Below are 17,952 nucleotides of genomic sequence, written 5' to 3'. Positions count from 1 at the left end.
TTTTTCAGCCCCTAAAGGCAGTTACTTATTATTTATGGGGAAGTCCAAGCATCCCACCAACCTGCAACACGCCGGCACTGCCGTCTGAACAAGCGTTCCCAATAGCATAAACCGGGCATACCGGTTATAATGTATTCAAGCAAACTTACAAGGGGGGTGAAGACTTGGAACAAATCCAACAGCTCGCTTATTTTCAAAAGCATCTGCAGGAAAATGTCCAGCAGCTGACCGATTCACTGCTCCAAAAATTGTTTGAAAGCTTTCCGGACACTTTCCAGAACCATACAGAAAACGACCATGAGCTGTCGTATCAATTCTTGCATGACTTGATCTCTACGATTGCCGATTTACTGCCGGAAAATGAAGTTTCTAATCAAGAAGCTGTTAAATGGGGCCAGAAAACCGGCCATTTGTTGGTTGAACGAAAGAACAGTTTATCCGACTCATTGGCCAAATTGAGTGTACATAAACGAGTTCTCTGGTCTTTTGTGGAAGAGGTTGCTGCAGAAGATCAGTACCATGAAGCCCTGGAAACCATGACCAGAATTGACCAATTGTATAATCATATCATCCACGGGGTAAGCGTCACCCTAAAGGAAGAAGATGAACGAAAGCTGAGCAGTTTTGAAGAAAAATATCTAAAAGCCTCAACCCCGATCGTCCCTATTATGGACCAGGTAGCCATACTGCCAGTGATTGGTGAAATAGATGAAAAGCGGGCGGAAATCCTTCTGGAGGAGACCACCCAAAAAGCCAGCAAACTGTCAATTGACTGGTTGGTTATCGACCTTTCCGGCGTTGTTACGGTAAACGATTTGTTTGTCAATTATCTATATAAGTTGCTGGATTTATTAAAGCTACTAGGTATTTCGCCAATCTTGACCGGCATTAAACCGGAAATGAGTATGAGGGCGATGGAGCTAGGTTTGTTCAAGGACAAAGGAGTCATTACGAAATCCCATTTGAAGCAGGCCGTGGAAATGCTCCACCACCAGCAAAGCTGATAACTCGTATTCTCCTATCGATCATGGCGGCTTTCCCGTTAGGTTTTCGCTTCAAACGGGAAAGCCAGCACGTTTATTGTTCTTCTCCCTTGTAATGAACGTTTTCCAATTGTTGAAGTCTTACCTCCAGCTCCTTCAATTCCTCTTTTGTGGCGATTCCCAATTCATCAATGATTTTATTTTTTTGTTCATCCTGCTGTTCGCTCCATTCCGCCGCTTTTGATTCCCCTCTTTCGGTGAATTTTCGCAGCATTTCTCTTGCTTGTTTCACCGTCAATTCATCGTTCGCCACCATTTCATCCAACTTCTTTTTTAAGCTTTCTTTACCAAGTACAGCAGCTCCCAGTCCAAGCAAAAATCCTCTCTTCAGCAAATCACTCATTTACCAAAACCTCCTCTTATGTTTTAGGGAATGAATCATTTTGGAATGTTTTCTCGCCAATATGGCCAACAAAATGAGAAAAACACCGCTCGCGAATGCCCCGCCATGCAGGAGCAACTCAGACTCCAAAAACCATCCCACAGATAGCACTGCAGCTCCGATAGCGAGTAAGAAAAAACAGATGACCGCGTAAAATAAGTAGTATTGATGCATGAACTTGTAGCGCTGTTTGTTTTTTGCCCATTCACGGTCCCTTTCCCCATCGTTCATCCATTCAATCAATTCCCGGGGTAATGCCAGCAGCGGACGGGCAGATTCTTTGAACACTTCCGTATAAATAGATCCTTTTCCATTCTCTCCGGAGGCCCACTGTTTTACGACAGGACGCGCCCACTTAACGATGTCCATTTCCGGGTAAATCGATAGCAGTACGCCAAGCAGGATCGATGCAGCCCTGCCCAGAAAGGCATAATCTGCAGGGAGCTGAATCGGTTGTTCTTTCACAAATACCTGAAGATCCTCCATGATCTGCTCGAGTAATTCTCCCTGCATCCGCTGTCCTGCCTGCTCCTGATAGACATCAAGTGTTTTCTTCAATAGTTTTTTAATTTTTTCCGTATCATGATTTTCCAGTAGGAAATCCATTTCAAGCAATGCATGAACCACACGGTCGTAATCATCAAGGATGACTCCCTGCACAACACTCCGCAACTGCTTTGTATCTTCCTTCCGAATTTCCCCTGCCATTCCGAAGTCTAGAATGGCAATTGTTCCGTCGTGTTGAATAAGAATATTACCGACATGCGGATCTGCATGGAAGATGCCGGGGTTGATGAACTGATCGATGTAAAAGTCAAAAAGCGTCTTGGCCACTTGTTTTCGATCTATGTCGTATTCTTGCATAAAGGAAATATTATCGATTTTTTCCCCCTCGACCCAATCCATTACCAGTACCCGGCCTGTGCACAAATCATCATAGTATTCAGGAACGTGAATATACTCATTTTCCCGGAAACGGGTTTTGAAATAGTTGGCATATTTTAATTCTTGTTCAAAGTCCAGTTCCTGGCTCATTACGGAGACAATTTCCTTATATAACTTCTGTAAATCTGCCTTTTTCCCATAAGCTGTGAACCGGGATAGCAGCCAAAATACGATACGCAGTGCACGAAAATCCTTGTGAAAAACTTCTTCGACCCGATGTCTTCTTACTTTCACTGCCACAGGGGTGCCATTATGCAGCCTTGCCTTGTACACTTCTCCGATGGAAGCAGAAGCGACTGGATAACTGTCCAGGTCCGCAAGGTTGTCTTCCAGATTTGTCTCCCACTCCTCCTCGATGGTTTGCCGGGAATATTTAAAAGGAATTGATTTAACTTTGTCTGTCAGGCCTTGCAGTTCCTTTATAAAGGCAGCCGGCAGTAAATCCCTTCGCGTACTTAAAAATTGCCCGAATTTTATCATCAAGCCGCCTAGTTCCAAGGCCTTCTTGCGGTACTCCCTGGCTTGTTCTGCCAGCAACTTTTCCCACTTTTTATTGGTTTCCCTGTCCCAGACACGGTGTATAAACTGGAAACCGTATATTTGCAAGAGGAATTTCATTGTCATGAAAATGATGCTGTATATCCGATATAGTGTATTGTATTTCACTTGAACCACCATCCACTTTACACACTTTTTATCCAAGGCCGTTCCTGTTTATTAGTAATAGATACCCGTATCGTCAGCAGAAAAAACGAGCCATTTTTCACAAAGCTTGTCAGTGCCTATCGAATGAGCCGTGTGAGCAGTGCGATAAGCCTAGTCAGACTGCGAACGTTGTCGCGGAAATACTACCAAATAACTATTCATAATATTGCGAAAAATTAACTATAATGATAAGTGGCGGAGCATACGTATACATTTATATTTCGGGGAGGGAATGTTATTTGAAGAAAAAACTGACCGCAATCATTTCTACTAGTGTGTTGTCTTTTTCTTTGTTTGCTCCTGTTGCTTCCTATCAGACTGAAGCAGCAGAAAGCAATGAAAAATGGAACATCGAGCGATATGGGGATGTATTGGACATCAGTGCAGAATTGAACGAGAAGTCGAAAGATGAGGAGTTTCAAAAAGAAGCACCAAAGCTGATTAAACAATCAGCAGCAAAGGTGAATTTTAATGAGGACGAGGCAGCAAACAGTACAGCGGCCGATGAAGGATTTACGTATGATGGAGGAACCAAACTGTTTCTCGACCGCGACTTGGGTTTTAAAGAATTTACCTTGCGCAGCGTAGGCAGCAATGTGGAGATCTGGGTTGCGGAGGATCTTAGTTTCCCTGAGGGGGATCCCCGAGATCCACAGGTCGTAACCCAAGAGCAGGTAGACAAGCTGGCCAATGAGTTTGACGAAAATATTTATCCAAAAACAACTGCATTCTTTGGAACTCCTGATTCTCTCGACGGAAGCAATTCTCCGCTTCCGGAAATGGTCGGGCTCCCGGAAGGATACTACCAGTCGGAGGATGGCAGCGACAAAACGATTATGCTGGTTGATAATATCAAAGACGATAACTATCATGATCCAGACTACCCATTCTTTGTTGCTGGTTTTTTCTGGAGTACATTGGAAAACTATATCGATCGCAACATTATCACGATTGATGCCAATAATTGGGAAGAACGTCTGGAAAGTACTTTCTTCGCCACTACGATGCACGAATTCCAGCATTTGATTCATAGTGATAATGACAGTTCGGAAACGACTTGGCTCAATGAAGGCATGTCGACATTCTCTGAATATCTCGGAGGTTATGGGCACGATTATGGTTCTATCAACTTCTTGCTCGATCACCCGGAAAATTCCCTGGTGAATTGGGATGAACATGTGGGTGCTGATACAGGTCCAGAAACAATTGCTGATTATGGGCTTGTCTACTTGTTCACCTTGTACAACTACGAACAATTCGGTCAGGAATTCATCCGTGACGTTGCCACCAGTCCACTGCACGGTATTGAAAGCTACAACCAGGCATACAAGGATTTCGGAATTAAAGAAGACTTTCAAAGCGTGTACGAAAAGTTCGTCACTGCCTTATTAATCGATGAAAACCAGAAAGTGAAAGGCAAAAAAGGAATCTATGGCTTCGACTCGATTGATTTACGTGAAATTCCGGTAGAGGACGGCAAAGTAAGAGGAAATACTGTTAATTTTGAAGAAGCATCCTTGTATGAAAAAGACGGTGTACCTGCGTGGGGAGCTGATTACAAGCTGCTAGACTTTGAGGGGAAAATTGAAAACATTTCCTTTGACGGCGTTGACTTCCTGCCGAGTCCTTGGCAGACTGTTACAGATCCACTGGGATCAGATAATCAGGTTTACTGGGGAAATGATGGCGATGAGGCAGACAATAGCCTTATCCTTGAAGCAGATTTAACGGGAGTCTCCGAAGCCTCCCTTCAATTCGACCATTACATGGATATTGAAGAACAATGGGATTTCGGCGTTGTCCAAGTTTCAACAGACGAGGGAAAATCCTGGACCAGCCTGGAAAAATGAGCATACCAGATCGGACGTAGTCGAGGAAGGCTATCCAAAGATCAAAGAGAATGTGCCTGGATTCACCGGTTATTCTGATGACTGGCAAGAGGAAACATTTGATTTATCCGATTATGCTGGACAAAAAGTATATATATCTTTCCGTTACTTGACGGACTGGGGAACAACCGATTCCGGCTGGTTCGTCGATAACATTACTGTTCCAGAAATCGGTTTGTCGTATGACGGATCCTCGCTTGACGGACTGCAATCAAAAGAGGAGCTGCTTGAACAATACGTCAATTATTCTGTCACCTTCGTCAATGAAGATAAACACGGCAAGTTCAAGGTCTATCATGTGGATCCTTTCAATATAACTGAATCTGACGCCCTGAATTTGCGTAATTTATTTAAAAAAGGAACGAACTATATGACCACCTGGTATGCAGCTCCACAGGGAAGTATCGATCCTGTTCCTTTTGAATACAATATTGAATTAAAAGATAAGGGTCCAAAAAAAGCGAAAAAGCAGAAATAAGCATTCTGAATCACTGTACGTCGTGTGCTCCCCTCTTTTTACCATAAAGCAGAACCGCTCTGGTCTTTGCCAGAGCGGTTCTGCTTTTCTTCATTTTCCGGGAGTTTACCTGAACATGGCATATGAGGAGACTCTCAAAAATGATAGTTTCTTTAGGCCGCAGCCCGAATACACATCCGCTTTGCGCGGGTGACCCGTAAGCCTCCTCGAACTCCGTTCTGCGGGGTCTTACTTTGGCCACTGTTCCCGCAGGAGTCTCCTGTGTGTGCGAGCTGCTCTGTGCCATCTATCATAAGAGCATCTTTACCACATGTTTAAAGGCAAACCAGCTGCGGAAAAATGCGACACTCCTGCGGGAACAGCACCAGCTGAAGATCCCGCAACAAGCGGTATTTGCTTGTGAGGAAGCTGAAGCGGTACCCGCGGAAAGGGAGTGTTTTTCCGCAGCGCCGGGTTACCATCTCTCCTATTTCCCTTTATCTCCCCGAAAATGGCCGAAGTTCGACTAAGCCCGCCGCTTTGCGCGGCAACGCCGAACCACCCCCGTTGCGGGGGCGCACTTTTTCGTCGCTATTCGGTCGCTTCCGCTTTAGGTCATCTAGCTCCAGCTCCCAGCGACTCGTAAAACTTCCCTCGCCTCCGTACGATAAAGAAGACTTGCCGACTGGTAAACCAGAGGCTCAGTCGCCCTTATGCCCTTGGGTGAAAGTCAACATCGTCTTTACACCAAGGAGGGCCGATTAAGGGCGGGGTTTGCGCCCAACATCGCCATACCCCTTTGCCAGGGGCATGTTTCCTTTATCTCCTACGGAAATAACAGAAGTTCGACTAAGCCCGCCGCTTTGCGCGACAACGCCGAACCACCCCCGTGGCGGGGGCGCACTTTTTCGTCGCTATTCGGTCGCTTCCGCTTTAGGTCATCTAGCTCCAGCTCCCAGCGACTCGTAAAACTTCCCTCGCCTCCGTACGATAAGTCAACATCGTCGCTTACGCTCCGTGTTTCCTTTATCTCCTACGGGCGAGGTCCAGTTTTTTCGTCGCTATTCGGTCGCTTCCGCTTTAGGGTTAGGATCGATGACTAGGTCTTTTTCGGCTCTTAGGGTGTACTTCTCTCCGTTTACACATATCGGTAGATCTGGTCCTTCTAGCAAGTGAAGAACCAACTTGTTCACTTCTCTATCCACCTTGATTACCTGATGGTTGTACTGCACGTGGAACGAATAGCTTTCCCATTCATCTGGCAGCTGGGGAGCCATGTGCAAGCCGTCTTCTTTGATCCGCAAACCAGCAAAGCCAAAGACGATTGCCATCCAGGTACCACCCATGTTGGCCATATGCAAGCCATCCTTCGTATTGCCTTTTGTGTTATCCAGGTCCAAGCGGGCTGTCTCAATAAAATATTCATATGCCTTTTCCATGTATCCCAGCTTGGAGGCCATGATACTGAATACACATGAAGATAGCGAAGAATCATGGGTAGTGATTTTTTCATAGTAATCATACGTATTCACTAAAGTGCTATACTGCTGTTCATCCTCCAGTAAAAAATGCGCTAGTATCGTATCGGCTTGTTTACATACTTGGTATCTGTACAAAGTCAATGGATGATAATGAAGCAGCAGCGGCTTTTCGTCATCAGGTGTTTCGGACAGGTCCCATTTCTTCTTATGAAGAAACGAGTCATCTTGCGGATTGATATCCAATTCAGGGTCGTAAGGCAGATACATATTCTCTGCCGCCCGCTTCCAAGCTTCCAGTTCCTCTTCCACAAAGCCAATCTGATCAAATAGCTGTTCAGCAAGCCGCTCATCCCATTTTGGCAGCCGTTCCACAATTTTTGCTGCCCAGAGCAGGTTATGCTTAGCCATCACATTGGTATAATAATTGTTATTTACCAGACAAGTATATTCATCAGGCCCGGTCACCTCATCAATTGCAAAACTTCCATCTCGTCTAAAATGCCCGGTATCCATCCATAACCTTGCCGTTTCAATCAATAATTCCGCACCATAATCTAGCATGAACTGTTCATCATGGGTGGCAAAATAATACTGAATATAACTATAAGCTATATCCGCACTAATATGATACTGGGCAGATCCTGACGGAAAATAGGAAGAGCATTCTTCACCTGTTATCGTCCGCCACGGGAACAGAGCTCCCTGCCGATGTCCAAGTGTTCGCGCCCATTGCCTTGCTTGTTTAAGGATAGAGTATCGATAGATTAACAATTGTTTGGCCAATTCAGGATTGGTCATCAAGAAAACAGGAAACAAGTAGATTTCCGTATCCCAGAAATAATGACCTTCATAGCCCTCACCGGATAGTCCCTTGGCAGAAATGTTACTGAACTTATCGCGTCCAGACGATTGCAATAGATGGAACAGGTTAAACCGGATACCTTCCTGCAGCTTGGCTTCCCCTTGAATTTCCACGTCACTTCGCTCCCAGAAGAGCTTCAGGTAATCCTCCTGCGAACGTAGCAAGGTTTCAAACTCTACATCCAGCAGACGGTAGTAAATACTTTTGGCCCTATCTTTCAAGTCATCCCCGTGCCTCAATGTATCGACATAAATATTTTGCTTAATGATTTCTACCGCTTCCGTTTTCTTTTTATCAAACGTGTAAGAAAAGTAGATTTTTTGATCATTCTGTTCAATATCCGGTTCGATATCACTATTGTTTGGTAGATAGTGGCTTGTATGGCATCCGACTTGCAAACCGGAAGTTTCCGTTTCACACATGATATAGCCCGTTTCATTATGGACATCTATATCCTTCACAGCCAGGCTCTTCGAATGGCCGGCGGCGAGGCGGGGATCATCCATACTGATGTAATTCGAAATATCGCCATCAACTGTTGAGACAACTGTGACTTTGTCATTGAAATTTATCGGGTCGATGATCACTTTACTAATAAATAGTTCCCGGTGGATAAAGGAAACCATACGCTGAAAGGTAAGCTTCACTTCCTTGCCGCTAGGTGACAGCCAATGGATACTCCTTTCCGTATATCCTTTGTCCATGTGAAGAGTCCGCGTGTAATCAAGGATTTCCCCTTCTGTAATGGCGAATTTTTCCTTGTCGTCCCCAATATAAATGTCCATCGTCTGCGCATCGATGACATTGAGCATTTTCTGTTGTGTCGCAGGAAAACCGTAAAGCTTCTCGCCGTAAGAAATGTTGATCGTATCATGAAAAGCATTTAAGTACGTTCCGCGAATGGACTCAAACGAAGGGCCATACCCTTCTTCAAAACTCCCTCTCACACCGAGATAGCCATTACCTAAAAAGAATAGGCTTTCTTCATTTAAGAGATCGGTATCACGCAAGGAGTGGCTATATATTTTCCATGTCATGTGCCTAAACCCTCCTATGCAATAGTAGTGTTTGTTTTGATTACCATATAATAATTCATTTATTGTTACAAATTTCCCAATTTATTTCGAGCCTGCTACTCTTTGACCCCGCCTTGTGTGAGTCCATTGACAATCTGTCGTTGGAATAAGAGCACAATTACCAATGTCGGAATCGTCACAAGTATCGTAGCTGCAGCTACTTGCCCCCATAGAATTTCAAACTGGGTACGCAAAAAGGAAATGGCCACCGGAACCGTGTGATATTCCGAATTGGAATTGATGGTAATCGCAAGCACAAATTCATTCCAAGCGGTAATGAAGGTAATGATTGCAACTGTGAATACGCCAGGTGCCGCCAGCGGGAAGACGATTTTGTACAGCGTCTGGAAAGCTGAAGCACCATCAATTCGGGCAGACTCTTCCAGAGCCAACGGTATTTGGTTGAAATGGGTGACCAATATCCAGACAGCCATCGGCAGGGTGATCGATGAATACGGAAGTGTAATCCAATAACTATTCGTCCAACCCAAGTCTATGAATAAGTTATAAATCGGACCGATTACAATCATTTGCGGAAACATAGAAACGGCCAGTACAATGCCCAGCAGTAGATTTTTCCCTCGAAAATCGAAACGGGAAATCGCATAAGCAGCAAAAGTCGCCACTATTACGATATAAATAGTTGTTACACCCGAAACAATCAAACTATTACCGATTGCCCGCATGATCCCTTTTTCCAAAATTACATCAGCGTAGTGTTGCATGGTCGGATTATCCGGAATGATAGAAAACGGATTGTTCCCGTAAATTTCACCCGTCTGTTTAAAGGAGGTGATCAATATCCAAATAAACGGAAAAACGATAATTACCAAGTAAAAAATAAGCATTATCCAAAACGGCAAGCCAAAGCCTTTTTTCTCTGCACCTGCATTATTTGCCATCATGCTTCCCTCCTTTAATTTCTATCCATGATGTTCGTTCCAAGGAATTTGACATAAATAGTGGAAATGATCGCGACGCACACGAACATAATCATGACGACGACAGATCCATATCCAAAATTCGTCTGGCCGAACATCACTTTATACGAGTAAACCGATAATGTTTCAGTTGACCCGCCCGGACCACCACCGGTCAAAACGTAGATCAAATCGAATATACGGAATGCATCCAGTGTCCGGAATAATAAAGCGACGAGAATCGATGGCTTTAACAATGGCAAGGTGATACGGAAGAAATCCTGGATCCTGTTAGCTCCGTCGATTGATGATGCTTCATATAAGGAACCAGGAATATTTTGCAGGCCGGCCAAAAGCAAAATGGCCATATAAGGAGTGGTTTTCCAAACATCAGCCAAGATTGCTGCAGTCATCGCTCCTGCTCCTGTCTGCATTAAGTCCGTCGGCTCATCAAGCAGCCCAATATTGGAAAAAATTTCGGCCACGACACCCGCACTGCCATCGTACAAGTAGCTCCACATCAAGGCAGCAACCGCAGTCGGTATTGCCCAAGGAATCAAAGAAGTCGTTCGGATGAACCCTTTCCCTCGGATTCCCTGGTTCATGATCATAGCCATTCCGAGTCCAAGAACCAATTCCAAAGCGACGCTGGCAAAGGTGAAGACAAGGGTATGCCTGAGTGCATCTAACACAAAGTGATCCTGTAAGGCCCGTTTATACCCTTGAAGGCCGATAAAATTGGATTCTATCATACTGTTCTTGATATCTTCTACGAGCAGCGGCAAGTTCTCCTCCTGCTGCAGTTCATACTTATCGCCCAATGTCTGGACGGTGGCATCGGCGTTCTCATAAGCAGCCTCTATTTGCTCCTTTTGTTCACTGCTGATTGTTATAACGCCTTCTTCTTTATCAAATTCCTCGTCCAGGTTGTTTAATTGGTCGATAACTTCTTGCGCCCTAGCCTTATCTTCTTCATCTGTGATCGTTTCCATGTCCTGAGAAATGAAGCGATCGACATACAAGGATGTTTCCTTATATAAGTCGACGTTAAACCGTTCATTTAAATAAAGTCCTGATTTGGTACGATCATTCAACTGAAAGTCGAAGAAACTGTACGTAAAGGACTGGAGGACTGGCCACAGGGAAAAGATACCGATTAGCAACAGAATAGGAACAATAAATAAAAATTCTCGAAAACCCATTTTTCTCATAAGGCTCCGTCCCTCCCGACTCTTGTTATAAAGTGGTTTTTCCTGTTTATAACAGTGAAAGTGGAAAAGGGCCCTTACGAAAGAGCCCTTTTATTCCACCTGTATTTTTATGCTCCTTATTCTTCCTCGCTAGTGGCATCCTCGATTGTTTGGACGGCATTGTCCAAGCCCTCGCCGGAGCTCAAATATTTATGAACGGCCACCTGAATCTCGTTTGAAATTTCGGAGTAATCTGCTGAGACCGGACGTGCGATGGTGCTTTGAAGCGCATTTTGGAATCCTTCCATGTTCAGCAGTTCATTGGAATCCAGTACCTCCTGGTCTTCAAGCAATGGATTGTATCCAGGCAGGTAGCTTCCTTCTGTAGATAGAATCTTCTGTCCATCCGGTCCTGCCAGGAATTGAATAAACTCCCAAGCACCCTCTTTCACATCGGAGTTGGCGTTGATTCCCAGTAACCAGCCGCCGACAGACCCGCCATTCGGAAGCGGAGCTGCTTCGACGTTCTCTACGTCGACTGTTGCTCCACTTTCTTCCGGATTTTTAAGTCGACCATAGATATAAGGCCAGTTCCGTTCAAAAACGGCATTCCCGTTTTCAAAGGCAGTGGATGCCTCCCCTTCTGCGTAATTCAGAATATCATCAGGTGTCCAGTCAGCCGTAGTGAAGTCATACATCGTCTGCAAGCCCGATTCAACATCTTCGAATTGGTTGGTAAATTCATTGGCATTCACTGTCAGGCCTTCATATTGCTTGGATTGGTAAACAAACCCGTTACTGATGTCATTTTCTGACGCGTAACGCTCAGCCATTTCTCCAAGCTCTTCGTAGGTATAATCGCCGGAAATCAACTTCTCTGCATCCTCATCCGAAACAATATCACTCCGGAAGAACAGCAAACCTACATCCGGGAAGTATGGAAGGGTGTATTGTTTCCCTTTGTAATTACCGGATTTCATCGATCCTGCATTGAAATCATCGATTTTCAGACCTGCATCATCCATCATCATATCAATGGGCTCCAAATATCCAGCCCCGGCAAATTCTCCAGCCCAGACCACATCGAGCGACAGTACATCATATTCTCCCGCTTCGCTGGATAAGGAAGTAAGTAATTGATCGTGCATTTGCGCAGAGTCATTGGTCATCTGCGTCCATTCCACTTTATATTGATCCTGACTATTGTTAAATTCTTCAATTGCGGCTTTGGTTGCCGGTGTATCATCACTTTGTGCAGCAAACGTGATGGTGGTTACATCACCACTTGATTCGCTATCGGAACCTTCTGTTTCACCGGATGTTTCTTCTCCGCTTTCCTGACTGGATTCTTCGTCTCCCCCGCATGCAGCCAGTACAAGTGTCATGAGTGCAATAGCAAATAAAAATGACAGCCACTTTTTCATAGTGATTGACCTCCTTGTTATTTATATATATTTAACTATAATTGATTGTATAACGACAGCGCTTTCATTGAATACTAAAATTTTTAGATTGTTATCAAATTTTTAGATAGAAATGGAGAGAAAGCCATGGATCATTCAACCCAGAACCCGGTGGTTACCAGTTACCTGACAATGAAACTGGAAAACAGGAATAATGAATACTATCACCCTTCCTTTCTGCTGGAAAGTCAGCTACTTGCGGCTGTAGCCCAGGGGGACATCGAAAAAGCCACCCACATCATGCAAAGCATAAACAAAGACAGACGCCCTAAACTTGCCCACACCCCGCATCGCTCCATGAAAAATTCGTTGATCTGCTCCTGCACGCTATTAACCAGAGCGATCATCAACGGCGGAGTTGATCCGGAAACAGCTTTCACGCTCAGCGATACCTATATACTGGAAATTGAACGCATGGACAATTTACAAGCACTCGACCAGTTGGAATATGTAATGCTGTCCCATTTCATCCAAACCGTTAACACAGAAAAAAAACTGCCGTACGGGAAAGTGGTGAACCGGGCTATTACGTATATCCAATACCACATTCTTCAAGATTTAAACTTGGATTTGATCAGTAAATTCTGCTTTGTCCATCCCAGTTACCTGTCCCATCTTTTCAAAAAAGAAGTCGGGATTTCGATTGTAAAATACATCAACAAAAAACGGATTACAGAAGCAAAGTACTATCTTCTCCACACCACGAGCTCCATCTCGGAAATCGCCTTGTTATTCAAATTTTGCAATCAAAGCTACTTTTCATCCCAATTCAAGCTTTATGAAGGTATCACTCCCCGCGAATTCCGGAATCGGCATATGTAACAAATTTTAAGGTTATACCCTGGTTTATTAAGGTTATAAAATAGAATAAGTTCTTTTCGTGACAAAAATGAGAAAGGAGATTTTTGTGGAACAACTAATAAAAGAGAAACTGGTTGCTATCGGTGATTCATCAGCTGTACACAAAATACATCAGGTAGGCGGAGGTGATATTAACCAGGCTTACTATGTTCGCACTCGGGAACGGGAATACTTTATCAAAGGGAATAACAACATTCCCCCACACTTTTTCCGCGTTGAAGCAAAGGGACTTCGCTACATAAAAGAAACGAAAACAGTCGCTGTTCCTGAGCTGTTTGATTACGACGAACCGGAAAACGGAGAGACTGGTCTGCTTGTGATGGATTGGATTGAAGGTTCTTCCTCGGGATCAACGCCGGAACTGCTGGGCAGAAAAGTCGCAGCAATGCACCAGCACCAGAACAGCCAACACGGCTTTTCCGAAGACACGTTTATCGGGGCGCTGCCACAGCCTAATGGACTGTATGACAATTGGCTCACTTACTACCGTGAGCAACGGCTGAAGCCACAGTTTCATACCGCTATCTCACAAGGCAACATGCCGGAAACACGGAGAAAGCGGATGACCGTCCTTCTTGACAGACTCGACGACTGGATTCCTTCATCTGTCTCCCCCTCCCTACTGCATGGTGATTTGTGGGGCGGGAACTGGTTGCCCGGTCCGAATGGTGAGCCCTTCTTGATCGATCCTTCTATACTCTTTGGTGACCGGCTGTTTGAGCTTGCTTTTACCGAAGTATTCGGAGGATTCCCGGATGATTTTTACAAAGCTTATAAGGAAGCATCCCCTATACCGGATTATTATCCTGATGTAAAACCTTTGTACCAGCTATATTACTTATTGGTGCATTTGAATATGTTCGGGGAAGCATACGGATCACTAGTCGATCGTATTTTGAATGAATATGTTGGATAATGTAAAAAGATGTATATAAAAAATTTCACAAAACGGTTGGCTAATTAATGATTATGCATTAAAATGAATATTGCTGTATTTTTATACTTATCTTATTAGAATTTTATTGAAGAGATAGTAATCAACTCTTCAAGGGAGGACCCTATGAAAAACAAAAATTATTCATTGACTGATCATCTTAAGTTTATCATTCCATCATTGATCGGTATTTTTCTATTCATGACCCCTATTGCTGTCGACGGGGAAATGACGATTCCGATTGCCATACTGTCCAACTGGCTGCAGGATTTGTTGGCTGGTCAGCTTTCTGTCATTATGGTGATCATCATCTCGATCACAGCAATTATTAGTCTGATTGTAAAGCTGGCTGGAAAGCAAATGCTTGATGGCTATCCTTTTTTTCAGCAGCTATTCTATGTCAGTTGGTTTTGGCTGATCACCCGGATTGCGGCAATGGTTTTTGCCATCATGGTTTATTTCGAATTAGGTCATGAGGCGATTTATTCTGCCGATACCGGAGCTTTTATTCTTGGAGATTTGCTACATGTGTTATTTAGCGTATTCTTATTTGCCGGCTTGTTCTTGCCACTGTTATTGAACTATGGACTGCTGGAACTGTTCGGCACGATTCTTTCCAAGGTAATGCGCCCCTTGTTCAAACTTCCCGGACGCGCATCCATCGACTCGCTTGCCTCGTGGCTAGGAGACGGAACGATCGGTGTTTTGCTTACCAGCAAACAATATGAGGAAGGATACTATACCAAAAGAGAGGCTGCAGTTATCGGTACAACTTTCTCGATCGTTTCCATTACCTTTACCCTCGTGGTCGTTTCAGAAGTGGGCCTCTTGGATATGTTCCTCCCATTCTATGCAACTGTACTGCTGGCAGGTTTTGTAGCTGCTCTCATTATGCCGCGGATCCCGCCGCTTTCACGCAAAGCGGATACGTATGTAGACGACAGCGATCAAGTGAAAGATGAAGGGATTCCGGAAGGCCAGAACATCTATACTTGGGGGTACCGGCAGGCGGTTAACCGCGGTGGTCAGGAAACTAGCGTGATGAAATTTTTTAAACAAGGGGCCCAAAATACGCTGGATATGTGGATGGGTGTTGCTCCTGTTGTCATGGCGTTCGGTCTTGTCGCCCTGATTCTTGCAGAGTACACGCCGTTTTTTCAGTGGATCGGTGTTCCATTTATCCCATTGTTGGAAGTAATGCAAGTTCCAAACGCCACGGAGGCTTCTCAAACGATATTAGTCGGCTTTGCTGACATGTTCCTGCCTGCATTGATCGGAAGTTCGATCGAGAGCGAGCTTACCAGGTTCGTGATTGCTGCACTTTCCGTCACTCAGTTGGTTTACATGTCTGAGGTCGGTGGACTGCTGCTTGGATCCAAGGTACCGGTGAAATTTTATGAACTGGTGATTATTTTTCTTGAACGGACAATCATTACCTTACCGATCATCGTATTGGTGGCCCATCTCATTTTTTAGTCCTCTAAATCGTACGGCCACATTTCAGTTTTGGCCGGAGTGGGTACGGTGGCTAAGGAAAGACTCAACCTAATTGCGGATCTAAAAAATGACCCAGCCTGCATATCAGGCTGGGTCATTTATCTATGTCATCACCGCGACTTACGGTGGGAGAACAGTTTATCCTTCAACAGGGAAGCATTGCCTTCAATAAACGGCTGCCAAATCGTCAGCATTGTTTTGTTGGACAATAATAATACGATTGCCATCGAAACGGCAGCAAAGCCGATGATATCGACCGGATGGTTGTAGAAAAGCCAGTCTTCCTGGCGGATATATTGAATGAAAAAACCGTGAAGCAAGTAAACATATAGCGTCCGTTTCCCAAACTCGGTCCATAATCCTGACGTCCGGGGCACCCAGGCGAATATGCTAAAAGTCATAACCAGCGCAGAGGCATAGACGGCAAGTCTAGCAACTCCGCCCGAAGTGGACGCATCCATCGCTGCATACGACTTGGATCCGAGCAGCCAGTCTGTTGAAAAGTCAGGATATATACTTATAATCAAAATGGCGGCTGCCATGATGATAAGCGATACCGATTTCACCAGCTTGGTTTTGACGACCATTACCTGTTCTTTGGTCAGCCAATAGCCAAGCAGGAAAAACGGAAAAAAGACAAACGTTCTAGATAAACTGAACGAATGGCCAATAGTGTCAAAATAGCCGACCATTATTCCCACCATGACTGCTGCTGCAAGGCCTTTGAACATCGGCAGCTTGCTGAATACGATTAACAGCAGGTGCCAACAGAACAAGCTGAATAAGAACCAAAGGGACCAGTGGGGGTAAAAAGGTGCTGCCATCCAGTCCCCTTTTCCGATAAAAAAGTAATAGATGGTATAGAACAATTGGAAAATCATATACGGCAAAAGTAGTTTTTTCGATAACTTAACGATATACCCCTTACTTCCCGACCCTTTGGCAAAGAATCCCGATAGCAGGATAAACGCCGGCATGTGAAATAGATAAATCCAGTGATATAAAACATTGATTACTGCTGAATCGGTTTTTAGCGGTTGAATCAAGTGACCGAAAACAACCAGAAAAATCAGCAGGAACTTGGCATTGTCAAAAAACGCATCCCTCTTCATTGTCCTCATTCCTCCGCGAAAAAAAATCATCATGCATTTTGTTCCTGTTTAATTAATACCCATTCTACTCATATTTTCGCATCCTGAAGAACAATTTAAAGAGGTTGTTATCGAATTGTCATGTAACTTAAACTGCCTGTAAGAAAATGCAAATCCTTGCAAAAAACTTTACCCTGTTACAGTGGTAACAGGGTGGGGGACTGACCCCATTATGCATTTTTTTTCATTTTCTTTTTTGGTTTTTTCGGGCTGGTGGTTTTTTTCTTTTCGGCTGGTTTGTCTGGTTTATCGTTTTTGGCTCTATCCAGCGAGGCTTCGAGTGCCTCCATTAAGTTATGGACATTGTCAGGAACTGGCTTATCTTGAGCGGTCGCTGTTTCGTCTGCATTTTTCTTCTCTTCAATTAGATCGAGCAGTGCTGTCCGGTAATTGTCTTTATACTTTTCCGGATCGAATTCACTTGTCAGTTGATCAATCAACATTTTTGCCGTATCCAGTTCTTTCGGGTCTGCTTTGGCATCTTCAGGGACGTTCGGCACTTCTTTCACGTCTCTTACTTCGTCCGGATAATGGATGGTTTCCACCACCAATGTATTTTCGTACACTCTAATGGCGGCCAATTGTTCTTTAGACCGGATCACCATCTTGGCTACCCCGATTTTTCCGCTGTCGGCCAAGGCTTGTCTTAAAAGGGTGTACGCTTTTCCACCGCCCTCATTAGGTGATAAATAATAACTTTTTTCAAAGTAAATCGGATCGATTTCCTCGAGCTGTACGAAATCGACGATTTCAACGGCTTTATCCGTGTGCTCCTCCTGCAGTTCAGCCATCTCCTCGTCAGTCAGAACGACAAATTTGTTTTTCGCATATTCGAAGGCCTTGACGATCTCTTCCGATTCGACTTCCCTTTCGCAAACCGGGCAAACCTTTTGGTACTTGATAGGTGACTGACATTCCTTATGCAGCTGGCGCAATTTAACATCTTTGTTTTCTGTTGCGGCATGCAGCTTCACCGGGATATTGACCAGCCCGAAGCTGATTGTCCCTTTCCACATCGTATGCATGCTCATCCTCCTTTCTTGCTTCCACCTTCTTGTGCTTGAAGACTTAAGCTTATTTTGTCGAAAACGGCACT

14 protein-coding genes are annotated in these 17,952 nt (G+C 44.4%); 6 read left to right on the top strand and 8 right to left on the bottom strand.

Annotated features, from left to right (window positions below):
• Positions 1-164 precede the first annotated feature (164 nt).
• A complete protein-coding gene (locus BLR82_RS12665; protein ID WP_074599830.1) occupies positions 165-1,004 on the top strand; it encodes an STAS domain-containing protein in 840 nt (279 codons plus the stop codon).
• A 73-nt stretch (positions 1,005-1,077) separates the two neighbouring features.
• Here the strand turns inward: BLR82_RS12665 and BLR82_RS12660 are convergent, their stop codons facing one another.
• Positions 1,078-1,386, bottom strand: coding sequence for a phasin family protein (locus tag BLR82_RS12660; RefSeq protein WP_074599829.1), 309 nt, complete (start codon positions 1,384-1,386; stop codon positions 1,078-1,080).
• Positions 1,387-3,072, bottom strand: a complete 1,686-nt coding sequence (locus BLR82_RS12655) for an ABC1 kinase family protein (RefSeq protein WP_245693802.1) — start codon at positions 3,070-3,072, stop codon at positions 1,387-1,389.
• A 242-nt stretch (positions 3,073-3,314) separates the two neighbouring features.
• Here BLR82_RS12655 and BLR82_RS21485 point away from each other — a divergent pair, with 242 nt between their 5' ends.
• Both BLR82_RS21485 and BLR82_RS21480 read left to right on the top strand, forming a co-directional pair.
• Positions 3,315-4,925, top strand: coding sequence for an immune inhibitor A domain-containing protein (locus tag BLR82_RS21485; protein ID WP_281242193.1), 1,611 nt, complete (start codon positions 3,315-3,317; stop codon positions 4,923-4,925).
• Positions 4,873-5,442, top strand: coding sequence for a choice-of-anchor J domain-containing protein (locus tag BLR82_RS21480; RefSeq protein WP_281242192.1), 570 nt, complete (start codon positions 4,873-4,875; stop codon positions 5,440-5,442). Before BLR82_RS21485 ends, BLR82_RS21480 begins: the two co-directional genes overlap by 53 nt.
• A gap of 1,040 nt (positions 5,443-6,482) precedes the next feature.
• Here the strand turns inward: BLR82_RS21480 and BLR82_RS12635 are convergent.
• From BLR82_RS12635 to BLR82_RS12620, 4 genes are all read right to left on the bottom strand, one after another.
• Positions 6,483-8,801 (bottom strand): glycoside hydrolase family 65 protein, encoded by a 2,319-nt coding sequence (locus tag BLR82_RS12635; RefSeq protein WP_074599825.1) that lies wholly within the window; start codon positions 8,799-8,801, stop codon positions 6,483-6,485.
• A 95-nt stretch (positions 8,802-8,896) separates the two neighbouring features.
• The gene (locus BLR82_RS12630; protein ID WP_425440902.1) at positions 8,897-9,688 is read right to left on the bottom strand and encodes a carbohydrate ABC transporter permease; all 792 of its coding nucleotides are present in this window, start codon (positions 9,686-9,688) and stop codon (positions 8,897-8,899) included.
• 68 nt (positions 9,689-9,756) lie between these two features.
• Positions 9,757-10,971, bottom strand: coding sequence for a carbohydrate ABC transporter permease (locus BLR82_RS12625; protein WP_074599823.1), 1,215 nt, complete (start codon positions 10,969-10,971; stop codon positions 9,757-9,759).
• A 116-nt stretch (positions 10,972-11,087) separates the two neighbouring features.
• Positions 11,088-12,374, bottom strand: a complete 1,287-nt coding sequence (locus BLR82_RS12620) for an extracellular solute-binding protein (RefSeq protein ID WP_074599822.1) — start codon at positions 12,372-12,374, stop codon at positions 11,088-11,090.
• Between the two features lie 126 nt (positions 12,375-12,500).
• On the opposite strand from BLR82_RS12620, the gene BLR82_RS12615 reads away from it, so the two are divergent.
• The 3 genes from BLR82_RS12615 (at position 12,501) to BLR82_RS12605 (ending at position 15,684) form a co-directional block, all read left to right on the top strand.
• Positions 12,501-13,235: a helix-turn-helix domain-containing protein gene (locus BLR82_RS12615; protein ID WP_074599821.1), complete on the top strand. Its 735-nt coding sequence runs from the start codon at positions 12,501-12,503 to the stop codon at positions 13,233-13,235.
• An 85-nt stretch (positions 13,236-13,320) separates the two neighbouring features.
• On the top strand, positions 13,321-14,190 hold the full coding sequence (locus tag BLR82_RS12610) for a fructosamine kinase family protein (protein ID WP_074599820.1): 870 nt from the start codon (positions 13,321-13,323) through the stop codon (positions 14,188-14,190).
• A gap of 144 nt (positions 14,191-14,334) precedes the next feature.
• Entirely contained in the window at positions 14,335-15,684 is a 1,350-nt protein-coding gene (locus BLR82_RS12605; RefSeq protein WP_074599819.1) for a YjiH family protein, read from the top strand.
• A 131-nt stretch (positions 15,685-15,815) separates the two neighbouring features.
• Here the strand turns inward: BLR82_RS12605 and BLR82_RS12600 are convergent, their stop codons facing one another.
• Positions 15,816-16,817: an acyltransferase family protein gene (locus tag BLR82_RS12600; protein WP_074600080.1), complete on the bottom strand. Its 1,002-nt coding sequence runs from the start codon at positions 16,815-16,817 to the stop codon at positions 15,816-15,818.
• 209 nt (positions 16,818-17,026) lie between these two features.
• A complete protein-coding gene (ku, locus tag BLR82_RS12595) occupies positions 17,027-17,881 on the bottom strand; it encodes a non-homologous end joining protein Ku (protein ID WP_074599818.1) in 855 nt (284 codons plus the stop codon).
• Positions 17,882-17,952: the final 71 nt, after the last annotated feature.

The organism is Sediminibacillus halophilus (assembly GCF_900103695.1).
Classification (GTDB): Bacteria; Bacillota; Bacilli; order Bacillales; family Amphibacillaceae; genus Sediminibacillus; species Sediminibacillus halophilus.
Note: the sequence above shows the minus strand (reverse complement) of the source record. Positions and strands in the feature narration are given on the sequence as shown.

What these genes read in the sequence shown, in the direction of transcription:
- BLR82_RS12660 (WP_074599829.1), bottom strand. Translation starts at nt 1,386, where the DNA reads ATGAGTGATTTGCTGAAGAGAGGATTTTTGCTTGGACTGGGAGCTGCT.
- BLR82_RS12635 (WP_074599825.1), bottom strand. Translation starts at nt 8,801, where the DNA reads ATGACATGGAAAATATATAGCCACTCCTTGCGTGATACCGATCTCTTA.
- BLR82_RS12630 (WP_425440902.1), bottom strand. Translation starts at nt 9,688, where the DNA reads ATGCTTATTTTTTACTTGGTAATTATCGTTTTTCCGTTTATTTGGATA.
- BLR82_RS12625 (WP_074599823.1), bottom strand. Translation starts at nt 10,971, where the DNA reads ATGAGAAAAATGGGTTTTCGAGAATTTTTATTTATTGTTCCTATTCTG.
- BLR82_RS12620 (WP_074599822.1), bottom strand. Translation starts at nt 12,374, where the DNA reads ATGAAAAAGTGGCTGTCATTTTTATTTGCTATTGCACTCATGACACTT.
- BLR82_RS12615 (WP_074599821.1), top strand. Translation starts at nt 12,501, where the DNA reads ATGGATCATTCAACCCAGAACCCGGTGGTTACCAGTTACCTGACAATG.
- BLR82_RS12605 (WP_074599819.1), top strand. Translation starts at nt 14,335, where the DNA reads ATGAAAAACAAAAATTATTCATTGACTGATCATCTTAAGTTTATCATT.
- BLR82_RS12600 (WP_074600080.1), bottom strand. Translation starts at nt 16,817, where the DNA reads ATGAAGAGGGATGCGTTTTTTGACAATGCCAAGTTCCTGCTGATTTTT.
- ku (WP_074599818.1), bottom strand. Translation starts at nt 17,881, where the DNA reads ATGCATACGATGTGGAAAGGGACAATCAGCTTCGGGCTGGTCAATATC.